The organism is Pseudomonas sp. PDM27 (assembly GCF_019219205.1).
Lineage (GTDB): Bacteria > Pseudomonadota > Gammaproteobacteria > Pseudomonadales > Pseudomonadaceae > Aquipseudomonas > Aquipseudomonas laurylsulfatiphila.
In genome coordinates this window covers 185,412-195,172 of sequence record NZ_JAHUWF010000015.1, presented here as the reverse complement: position 1 = coordinate 195,172, position 9,761 = coordinate 185,412, and the positions used below count along the sequence as shown (strand labels likewise).

Sequence of the window (9,761 nt, the reverse complement as noted above, 5' to 3'; positions counted from 1 at the left end):
AACTCAGAAGTGAAACGATGCATCGCCGATGGTAGTGTGGGGTTTCCCCATGTGAGAGTAGGTCATCGTCAAGATTAAATTCCGAAACCCCTATCTGCGTATGCAGGTAGGGGTTTTGTTTTTTCGCGTGAAAAACAGGGAACGACCCATTCAAGGTCAATTGTGAAAAAAATCACACAAACCTGACTTCCCGGGTTTGGTAAGGTGCAGCTCATTTTTAATGGACTGAGTCTGCGCCCACGGATCGGCATTCTTTTCAAAGAGTTGCTGCACAAGTGCCTGAACCGATACCGATCAAGGATCACGAAAAAGAAACACGCCTGGTCAACAAGAGACTCATGGCCTGCGCCTTGTTCGTTGCCGCCATTACCTGTGCTCTGGTGGTACGCCTGTATGTCCTGCAGGTCGTCGAGTTCGACTATCACTCGACCATCTCCGAAAACAATCGCGTACATGTCCTGCCGATTACGCCTACCCGCGGATTGATCTATGACCGCAACGGCGTACTCCTCGCGGACAACCGCCCCAGCTTCAACCTGACCATCACCCGCGAACGTGCTTCCAATGTCAACGAAGAGCTGGACGAGGTCGTCAATCTCCTGCACTTGTCCGCTGAAGACCGCTCGCAATTCGACAAGGTGATGAAGCAGGCACGTCACCCCTTCGTACCGGTGACGCTATTCTATGAACTGAGCGAAGAACAGATCGCCGTACTCGCCGTCAACGAGTTCCGCTTGCCGGGCATCGATGTCGAGCCGCAGTTCGTTCGGCACTATCCGTTGGGCGCGCACTTCGCGCATTCGGTCGGCTACGTCGGACGCATCAACGAGAAAGAGTCAAAGGCCCTGGATACGGTCGAGTACCGAGGCACCCAATCCATTGGCAAGACCGGCATCGAAAAATTCTACGAGGCGCAACTGCACGGCCATGTCGGTTATGAGGAAGTCGAAACCAATGCCCAGGGCCGTGTGTTGCGAGTGCTCAAGCACACGGATCCGGTGCCGGGTGAAAACATTGTCCTGAGCCTCGACGTCAAGCTGCAGGAAGCCGCCGAACAAGCCCTTGGCGATCGTCGCGGCTCGGTGGTTGCGCTCGATCCGTCGACCGGTGAAGTGCTGGCCATGGTCAGCAACCCGAGTTTCGATCCTAATCTGTTCGTCACCGGCATCAGTTCCAGGGAGTACTCCACGCTGCGCGACTCCGTTGACCGACCGCTGTTCAACCGTGTGCTGCGCGGTCTGTACGCGCCGGGTTCGACCATCAAGCCGGAAGTGGCAATCGCCGGCCTCGACGCGGGTGTCGTCACGCCACAGACCCGTGTGTTCGACCCCGGTTATTACCAGCTGCCGGATTTCGATCACAAGTACCGTAACTGGAACCACAGCGGCGATGGCTGGGTGGATATGGATGCAGCGATCATGCGTTCCAACGACACCTATTTCTATGACCTCGCACACAAGCTGGGGATCGATCGCCTGCACGACTACATGGCGATGTTCGGACTGGGGGAGAAAGTTTCCCTGGACATGAACGAAGAATCTCCCGGCTTGATGCCATCCCAGGCATGGAAGCGCGCCACGCGTCGGCAGGCCTGGTTTCCGGGCGAGACGGTGATTCTCGGTATCGGCCAGGGCTACATGCAAGTCACGCCGCTGCAATTGGCCCAGGCCACGGCGCTGATTGCCAACAAAGGCGTGTGGAATCGCCCGCACCTGGCCAAAACCGTGGACGGCGTCGCGCCGGTGGACGAGCATCCAATGCCCAATATTCTGCTCAAGGATCCACGCGACTGGGAGCAGGTCAACCATGGCATGCAGATGGTGATGCACGATGCCCGGGGGATTGCCCGGGCCGCCGCCGCGGGCGCGCAATACCGTATTGCCGGCAAGAGTGGTACCGCGCAAGTGGTGGCGATCAAGCAGGGCGAACGCTACAACCGGGAGAAAACCCGTGAGCGTAACCGCGACAATGCCTTGTTCGTCGGTTTCGCCCCGGCCGAGCACCCGAAGATCGTGATTTCGGTGATGATTGAAAATGGTGAGGCGGGTGGCCGCGTCGCCGGACCGGTCGTCCGGCAGATCATGGACGCCTGGCTACTCGATCAGGACGGGCACCTGAAGCCGCAGTACGCGGCACCGGGCAAGGCGCCGGGCGATCCTCACGTCTGAAGCGTCAGGGCTTCACAGCACAGGCTCGCGGATGCTGAGCATGTGCTGGAAGCTCTCGAGGAACACCGTTTCGGCCTGGCTCATCTTCTGTTCGCGATTCCACAACAGCTGGATATCGAAATCCACCACGCCGTCTTCCGGCGGCAGGCGCCAGAGCAGACCTTGCTCGACATCCCGGCGCACCAGATGCGTGGGCAAGGCGCCGATGCCGTAACCCGCGCAGATCAGGCGGTAAATTTCTTCGAAACTGGTGGAGGACGCGACGATCTTGCCGGTGAAGCCTTGCTGATCGCGGAACAGCGTCAGGGGTGAAAGATTGCCGCCCAATTGGTCGCTGGTGAAGCTGACGAAGTTTTCCGCCGACAGTTGTTCCAGGGTCAGATTCTCTTGCCCGAACAGGCGATGGCGCTGGCCACAAAAGTAAGCGTAGGTCTCGCGAAACAGCACCCGCTGTTCCAGCCGCGGCTGTGGCAGACGACACAGGCCGACGCCAATGGTCGCGGTTTTTTGCAGCAGCGAACTGATGATGTTCGAGCTGCCCATCACCTCGACTTCCAGCTCGATTTTCGGGTGGGTTTCATGGAAGTCAGCGAGGAATTCATCGTAATGCCGAGCCTGCACACCGCTGACGGTCAGGATACGGATCTTGCCCACCACGTCGTCGTGACGACTCTCCACCACCGTCCCCAGGCGTGAAATATCACCGTAGATATCGGCCGCGATGCGCAGGACTTCTTCCCCGGTTTCCGTCAGATCAAAGCGTCGACCGCTGCGGGCAATCAGCACGCATTCGAGCTGTTCTTCCAGTCGTTTCAGCGCCTGGCTGACGGCCGACTGGGTGATGTGCAGGCGCGCGGCAGCGCGGCTCATGCTGCCTTCCTGGCCGATGACCAGATAGGTGCGCAGCAGGTTCCAGTCAAGGCGGTCATTGAGAAAGCGCCGGCCGACCCACGGGTTGGAGGTGGAGGACATAAAACCTCATTCAGTAGCAGTGCTAATAGTAAAGATAAGAATTTGAAAATTGACTAATCCTGGCATGGAAGCGATAAAGCCTACAAGTGCCATAGAGCGCAACCGTCATCCGCCTTAACACCTGCCCAAAAACTATAAGTACACAGGGTCCTTGCATGCACACTACTCCCCAACCGCGCCGAGCCGCGGCCGCGGCCTTCATTGGCACGACCATCGAGTTCTACGACTTCTACATCTACGCCACCGCGGCGGCGCTGGTTCTCGGGCAGGTGTTCTTCCCCAGCAGCGACCCGGTCATGAGTACCCTCGCGGCATTTGGCAGCTTCGCTGTCGGCTTCATTGCGCGGCCCATGGCCGGGATGGTGTTCGGTCATCTGGGCGATCGTCTCGGGCGCAAGAAAATGCTCCTGGTGACCATGGCCTTGATGGGCATTGCCACCGCCGGTATTGGCCTGTTGCCGACCTATGCCAGCGTCGGTATCTGGGCGCCGATCGGTCTGATCGTGCTGCGTTTGATCCAGGGCATTTCGGTTGGTGGCGAGTGGGGCGGGGCGGTGTTGATGGCGAGCGAACACGCACCGGCCAGGCGCAAGACGTTCTACGCCTCGTTCGCTCAGCTCGGCAGCCCGGCCGGCTTGTTGCTGGCACTGATCGCTTTCCGCCTGGTGACGTCCCTTGAGCCTGAGGAGTTTCTCGCCTGGGGATGGCGTCTGCCGTTCCTCGCCAGCGGCGTATTGATGATGGTCGGCCTGTTGATCCGCTCCGGCGTTCACGAGTCGCCGGAGTTCGCCAAGGTCCAGGACAACAACGAGACCGCCAAATACCCGGTGATGGACGTGATCCGCACCTGCTGGCGGCAGATCCTGTTCGCCGCCGCTGCGGTGACCATCGGCTCGGCCGGGTTCTTCTTCACCAACACCTTCATGATCACCTACGTCACCCAGTACCAGGGCATTGCCCGTTCGACGATTCTCGATTGCCTGTTTCTGGTGACCATCATCCAGCTGCTCTCGCAGCCGCTCTCGGCACTGCTGGCCGAACGTATCGGTGAAGGACGTTTTCTCAAATGGGTCGCACTGCTGTGCATGCTCACGCCCTACCCGATGTTCCTGTTGGTGGGCACGCAGAACATTCTGTTGATGACGCTCGGCATCGCGTTGGCCGTGGTGATTCTCTCGGCGCTGTACGCGGTGATCGCCGGCTACATGACCCAGGCTTTCCCGGTGCACCTGCGCTACTCGGGCATTTCCATCGCCTATCAACTGGCTTGCGCCGTGGCCGGGGGAAGCACGCCCCTGATCGGCACCCTGCTGGCCAACAAGTTTTCCGGACAATGGTTGCCGCTGGCGGTGTTCTTCACCTTGCTCTCGGCCCTGTCCCTGATCGGTGTTTGCGGGTTGGCCCGCCTGCGCGCCAACCCGGTCGTCACCCACGCTGTCAAAGAGGTGTATTCGTGAGTAAACCTGCACACATCGACCCGGTTGAATGGCAAGCCCGTTGCGAACTGGCGGCGCTGTATCGACTGGTCGCGCACTTTCGCATGACCGACCTGATCGACACCCACATCACCCTGCGGATTCCGGGGCCTGAACACCACTTCCTGATCAACCGCTACGGCGTGATCTTCGACCGCATGCGCGCCTCGGACCTGGTGCGCATCGATCAGGAAGGGCGGGTGGTCGACCCGGAGTACGCCGGCCATCGGGTCAACGCGGCCGGCTTCGTGATCCACTCGGCGATCCACATGGCGCGTCCGGACCTGAACTGTGTGATCCACACCCACACGGCGGCGGGCATGGCGGTCGCGGCGCAGAAGCAAGGCTTGCTGCCGATCAGTCAGCACGCGCTGAAGTTCTACGGCAAGCTGGCCTATCACACCTATGAGGGCATCGCGCTGTCACTGGATGAGCGCGAGCGCTTGATTGCCGACCTCGGCCCGCACCGGGCGATGATCCTGCGCAATCACGGCTTGCTGGTGGGTGGTTCCGGGGTGGCCCAGGCGTTCCAGGAAATCCACTTTCTGGAGCGCGCCTGTCAGGCCCAGGTGCAGGCGCTGGCCGGTGGTTCGGCATTGCATTACCCGTCGCCGGAAGTGTGTGCGCACACCGCCGAACAGTTTGACCGTGATGAGCAGGACAACATCATCGACCTGGCCTGGGAGGCCGCCCTGACGTTGATCGAATCCCAGCGCGAGTCTTATTTGTCATGAACGCCGACATCAACACCGTGGTTCTGCTGTCCCGCGACACCTTGCTGCTCAAGCAATTGCAGGCGGCGTTTGCCCGCAGTGCGCCTCAGCTCACGGCCGTGCTGGCCGACGATTCCCGGGCCGCCAATGCGCAGATGGCAGCGTGCTGGTTTCCCTTGCCGGGCAGTCTCGGTGCATTGCCGAACCTGCAGGTGATTCACTCGGTGGCCGCCGGTATCGACCACCTCGACCACGATCCGTCCTGCCCGGACCTGCCGATTTGCCGCGTGGTCGACCCAGGGCATCGCCAGGGCATGACCGAGTACGTGCGCTGGGCGGTGATCCACTATCACCGCGGTTTCGACCAAGTATTGTCGCAACAACGGGAGCAACGCTGGGAACGGCCGCTGCAACGGGCGGCGGGGCAATTCAAGGTCGGTGTGATGGGGCTCGGATCGCTGGGCAGCGCGATTGCCCTGGATCTGGCCGCCGCCGGTTATGACGTGCGCGGCTGGGCGCGGCGCAGCAAGGACCTGCCTGTACGTACGTTCGCCGGGGCCGATGGGTTGAATCCGTTTCTCGACGGCGTCGAGTTGCTGATCAACCTGTTGCCACTCACCAGCGAAACCCGCGGCATCCTCGGCCGGGCCACGTTCGACCGACTCGCCAACGGCGCAGCACTGGTCAACTGTGGCCGGGGCGGTCATTTGAACATCGACGATCTCGAACAGGCATTGGCCAGAGGACAACTGCGCGGTGCGCTGCTGGATGTTTTCGAACAGGAACCGCTGCCGGTCGATCACCGGCTCTGGAGCATGCCCGGTGTCACCATCACCCCGCACATGGCTTCGGCGGCTTCCCATGATTGTATTGCCGAACAAGTGGCGGAAAACTTCCGCCGATTGAATAGCGGCGAACCGTTATTGAATTGTGCGGACCGATTACTGGGTTACTGAACCCACCGCTATCCAACCGATAAAAATGCCCTGCGAACTCGCCCGCTCAGTTGGGCGAGCCATAACAACAACCTTCGCCTCAACCGTTTTACTGCCAGTCAAAACAATTAAATAACGAGTTCTTGATGAATTCCTGGAGACAGTGATGAGCGATCTATCGTCCGCAGAAAAGTCCGGCGCACCACCGGAAGTTGAAATCAGTATGAAAAAAGTCGCGGTGGCCAGCGTGATCGGCACCACCGTGGAGTGGTACGACTTGTTCGTGTTTGCCACGGCCTCGGCGCTGGTGTTCAACAAAGTGTTCTTTCCGGATTTCGTGCCGTTGATCGGAACACTGCTGGCTTTCGGCACCTTCGCTTCGGCGTATCTGGCGCGAATTGTCGGTGCGGCATTGTTCGGGCATTTCGGTGATCGCCTGGGGCGCAAGTCGATGCTGTTGATTTCGCTGTTGACCATGGGGGCGGCCACCTTTGCCATCGGCTTGTTGCCTGACTTTGCCACCATCGGTATCTGGGCGCCGATCCTGCTGTTGCTGCTCAGGGTCGTACAAGGCCTGGCATTGGGTGGCGAATGGGGTGGGGCGGTATTGATGGCGGTGGAGCATGCGCCGGCCAACAAACGTGGCCTGTACGGTTCCTGGGTGCAGATCGGCGTACCGGCCGGGACCATGATTGCCAACCTGGCCTTCCTGTTGATCGCGGCGTGGCTGTCCCCTGAGGAACTGTTGGCCTGGGGCTGGCGTATCCCGTTCCTGGCCAGCGTGTTGCTGATCGCCGTCGGCCTGTACATCCGCCTGAACATCGCGGAAACCCCGGCCTTCAACAAGGTCAAGGAGGCCGAAGTGCAGGTGAAGATGCCGTTGGCGGAGGTGTTCCGCAAGTACTGGAAGCAAGTGGTGCTGGGTGGTATCGCCACCATGTCTACGGGCGCTTCGTTCAACATTATCGTGGCGTTCGGTTTGACGTATGGCACGCAGAACCTCGGCTTCAGCCGCGGCGTGATGCTCGGTGTGGTGCTGCTGTCCTGCGCCTGGTGCATCGTCATGTTGCCGGTGTTCGGTGCGCTCTCGGATCGTTTCGGACGCAAGCCGATCATTGTCGGCGGCATCATCGCCGAAGCGCTGGTGGCGTTCCCGATGTTCTGGCTGATGGACACCAAAGAGCTGCCGATGGTGGTGTTCGGTTATCTGTTGTTGATGACTGCATTCGCCGCGAACTACGGGCCGATCGCGACCTTCCTCGCCGAACTGTTCGGCACCCGCGTGCGGTATTCCGGGTTGTCCATCAGCTACATGTTGTCCGGCCTGCTCGGCAGCGCGGCGACACCCATCGTCACCACGGCATTGCTGGCCGCGACGGGCAAAGGGTCGTCGGTGGCCTGGTACATGATCGGTGCGGCCTTGATTTCACTGGTGGCGCTATTGCTGCTGACCGAAACCTTCAAGAAGGACATCAGTGAAATCCCGAGCGTCGTCCCGACAGACGATCCGGCCCCCGGCAAACCCTTCAAATCGGCTACGGCCTGACTTCCGGAGTTCAACAGCATGCGCAGAATTCAATCGGCCCCGGGCTACATCGGCCCGGTCGGCCCTTACTCCCAGGCCGTGGTCAGCGGTCACCTGGTGTTCACTGCCGGTCAGATCCCGGCTCAAAGCGGCCTCGACGACCAGCCTGCCGATTTCCCCGAGCAGGTGCGGCAAACCTTGCGCAACCTCGAAGCGATCCTGATTGAAGCCGGGTCCGGTTTCAGCCATGTGATCAAGGTCAATGCCTACCTGACCGATCCCGCACAGCTGGAGCCGTTCAACGCCGTGTACCGCGAGTTCCTCGGCCATGCGCCGCCGGCGCGCACCACGGTCTGCGTGGCACTGTGGGGGGTATCGCTGGAAATCGACTGTGTCGCCGAAATGATTGGCGGGGAGCCGCAACATGGATGAGTCGCAACTGATCGAACAGCTCAAGGCGGTGAGCTTTCCGACCCTCGGGCATTTTCTCGAAGAGGGATTCGCCGACCCGCAACTGCGGGCCATGGTGCCCAATGTGAAAGTCGTTGGCCGTGCGTTGACCCTGAAACTGCTGGGCGCCGATGCCATCGCCGTCAACCGGGCCCTGGCGCAGATCAGGCCGGGCGACGTGCTGGTGATCGACACGGGAGGCGACCATCGGCACGCCCCGGTCGGTGCGGTGACCAGTTGCGCGGCACGCTGCGCCGGGGCGGTCGGCATTGTGGTGGATGGCGCGGTGACCGACCTGCTGGAACTGCGCGAAGCCGGGCTGCCGGTGTTCGCCCGTGGCACCAGCCTGTTGACCACCAAGCTGCACGGGCGCAATGACAGCGCCATCAATCAGCCCGTCCACTGCGCCGGCGTGACGGTGCAACCGGGGGATTGGGTGCTGGCGGACGACAACGGCGTGTTGTTTCTCGACACGGCATCGGCGGTGGCGGTCATCGAGCAGGCACTGGCTTCGGACCGTGCCGAGCCGCGCTTGCTCGAACGCTTGTGCGCCGGTGAGCCAGTGACGCAGGTCTTGCGCGTCTAGTCCGTCAGCCGTTGCTGCAGGCTTTCAAGAAAGATCGTCTCGGCCCGGCTCATGCGCTGTTCGCGGTTCCACAGCAAATGAATGTCGACATCGGCAATCCCTTCGTGGGGCGGCAGGCGCCAGAGCAATCCGGCGTCGACGTCCGCCGCCACCACGTGCTCGGGCAAACAGCCGATACCGAAGCCGGCGATGACCAGTCGCCGGACTTCTTCCAGGCTCGGTGACGACGCGACGATGCGCCCGCTGAAACCCTGCTGATCACGGAAGATCGTCAGCGGCGAGAGCATGCCGCCGATCTGGTCACTGGTGAAGCTGACGAAGTTCTCCCGTTGCAAATCCCCTTCGGCGACGTCCTGTTGGCCGAACAGTCCATGGTGCTTGCCGCAGAAAAACGCATAGCGTTGACGCAGGAACAAACGCTGCTCCAGGCGTGGCTGCGGGCGCCGATTGAGGCTCAGACCGAGGGTCGCGGTTTTTTCCTGGAGGGCGCTGACGATGTCGGAACTGCGCATCACATCGACTTCCAGATCGACGCGCGGGTATTGGCGATGGAAGTCGGCGAGGAAGTCATCAAAGCGCTCGGAGAAAATCCGGCTGATGATCAGAAGACGCACTTTGCCGATCACTTCATCGGCCGGCTGTTCCAGCACGCTGCTGACCTGGGACATCTGCCCGTAGATTTCCCCGGCCAGGGCGAAGATCTGCTCGCCGACTTCGGTCAGGGCAAAGCGTGGTCCGCGACGGGCAATCAGTTGGCGGCCCAGTTGTTCTTCCAGGCGCTTGAGTGCCTGACTCACGGCCGGTTGTGTCAGGTGCAGGCGGGCGGCGGCGCGGCTGATGCTCAGCTCCTGGCCAATCACCCGAAAGGTGCGCAGCAGGTTCCAGTCCAGGCGGTCATTGAGCAGGCGTTGCATAGGCGGTCAGCAGCCAGTCAGGG

At 61.0% G+C, this 9,761-nt stretch carries 9 protein-coding genes; 7 read left to right on the top strand and 2 right to left on the bottom strand.

What is annotated here, in order from left to right:
• Window positions 1-275 precede the first annotated feature (275 nt).
• Entirely contained in the window at window positions 276-2,168 is a 1,893-nt protein-coding gene (gene mrdA / locus KW838_RS25915) for a penicillin-binding protein 2 (RefSeq protein ID WP_218503968.1), read from the top strand.
• A gap of 12 nt (window positions 2,169-2,180) precedes the next feature.
• Here the strand turns inward: mrdA and KW838_RS25910 are convergent, their stop codons facing one another.
• The gene (locus KW838_RS25910; RefSeq protein WP_218503967.1) at window positions 2,181-3,140 is read right to left on the bottom strand and encodes a LysR family transcriptional regulator; all 960 of its coding nucleotides are present in this window, start codon (window positions 3,138-3,140) and stop codon (window positions 2,181-2,183) included.
• Window positions 3,141-3,295: 155 nt separating this feature from the next.
• Between KW838_RS25910 and KW838_RS25905 the strand changes: the two genes are divergently transcribed.
• From KW838_RS25905 to KW838_RS25880, 6 genes are all read left to right on the top strand, one after another.
• Window positions 3,296-4,597 (top strand): MFS transporter, encoded by a 1,302-nt coding sequence (locus tag KW838_RS25905; RefSeq protein ID WP_218503966.1) that lies wholly within the window; start codon window positions 3,296-3,298, stop codon window positions 4,595-4,597.
• On the top strand, window positions 4,594-5,349 hold the full coding sequence (locus tag KW838_RS25900; RefSeq protein WP_007988289.1) for a class II aldolase/adducin family protein: 756 nt from the start codon (window positions 4,594-4,596) through the stop codon (window positions 5,347-5,349). Before KW838_RS25905 ends, KW838_RS25900 begins: the two co-directional genes overlap by 4 nt.
• A complete protein-coding gene (locus KW838_RS25895; RefSeq protein ID WP_218503965.1) occupies window positions 5,346-6,284 on the top strand; it encodes a glyoxylate/hydroxypyruvate reductase A in 939 nt (312 codons plus the stop codon). The genes KW838_RS25900 and KW838_RS25895 overlap by 4 nt, the downstream gene beginning before the upstream one ends.
• A gap of 145 nt (window positions 6,285-6,429) precedes the next feature.
• The gene (locus tag KW838_RS25890) at window positions 6,430-7,809 is read left to right on the top strand and encodes an MFS transporter (RefSeq protein ID WP_102702028.1); all 1,380 of its coding nucleotides are present in this window, start codon (window positions 6,430-6,432) and stop codon (window positions 7,807-7,809) included.
• An 18-nt stretch (window positions 7,810-7,827) separates the two neighbouring features.
• Entirely contained in the window at window positions 7,828-8,220 is a 393-nt protein-coding gene (locus KW838_RS25885; RefSeq protein ID WP_218503964.1) for a RidA family protein, read from the top strand.
• On the top strand, window positions 8,213-8,824 hold the full coding sequence (locus tag KW838_RS25880; protein WP_218503963.1) for an RraA family protein: 612 nt from the start codon (window positions 8,213-8,215) through the stop codon (window positions 8,822-8,824). Before KW838_RS25885 ends, KW838_RS25880 begins: the two co-directional genes overlap by 8 nt.
• On the opposite strand, the gene KW838_RS25875 is transcribed toward KW838_RS25880, so the two are convergent.
• Complete coding sequence (locus KW838_RS25875; protein ID WP_218503962.1) at window positions 8,821-9,738, bottom strand: LysR family transcriptional regulator; 918 nt, start codon at window positions 9,736-9,738, stop codon at window positions 8,821-8,823. The two genes, KW838_RS25880 and KW838_RS25875, sit on opposite strands and share 4 nt — an antisense overlap.
• Window positions 9,739-9,761: the final 23 nt, after the last annotated feature.

Bases quoted from the DNA above. Each gene is read 5' to 3' on its own strand.
- KW838_RS25875 (WP_218503962.1), bottom strand. From the start codon at position 9,738: ATGCAACGCCTGCTCAATGACCGCCTGGACTGGAACCTGCTGCGCACC.
- KW838_RS25880 (WP_218503963.1), top strand. From the start codon at position 8,213: ATGGATGAGTCGCAACTGATCGAACAGCTCAAGGCGGTGAGCTTTCCG.
- KW838_RS25890 (WP_102702028.1), top strand. From the start codon at position 6,430: ATGAGCGATCTATCGTCCGCAGAAAAGTCCGGCGCACCACCGGAAGTT.
- KW838_RS25895 (WP_218503965.1), top strand. From the start codon at position 5,346: ATGAACGCCGACATCAACACCGTGGTTCTGCTGTCCCGCGACACCTTG.
- KW838_RS25910 (WP_218503967.1), bottom strand. From the start codon at position 3,140: ATGTCCTCCACCTCCAACCCGTGGGTCGGCCGGCGCTTTCTCAATGAC.
- KW838_RS25885 (WP_218503964.1), top strand. From the start codon at position 7,828: ATGCGCAGAATTCAATCGGCCCCGGGCTACATCGGCCCGGTCGGCCCT.
- KW838_RS25905 (WP_218503966.1), top strand. From the start codon at position 3,296: ATGCACACTACTCCCCAACCGCGCCGAGCCGCGGCCGCGGCCTTCATT.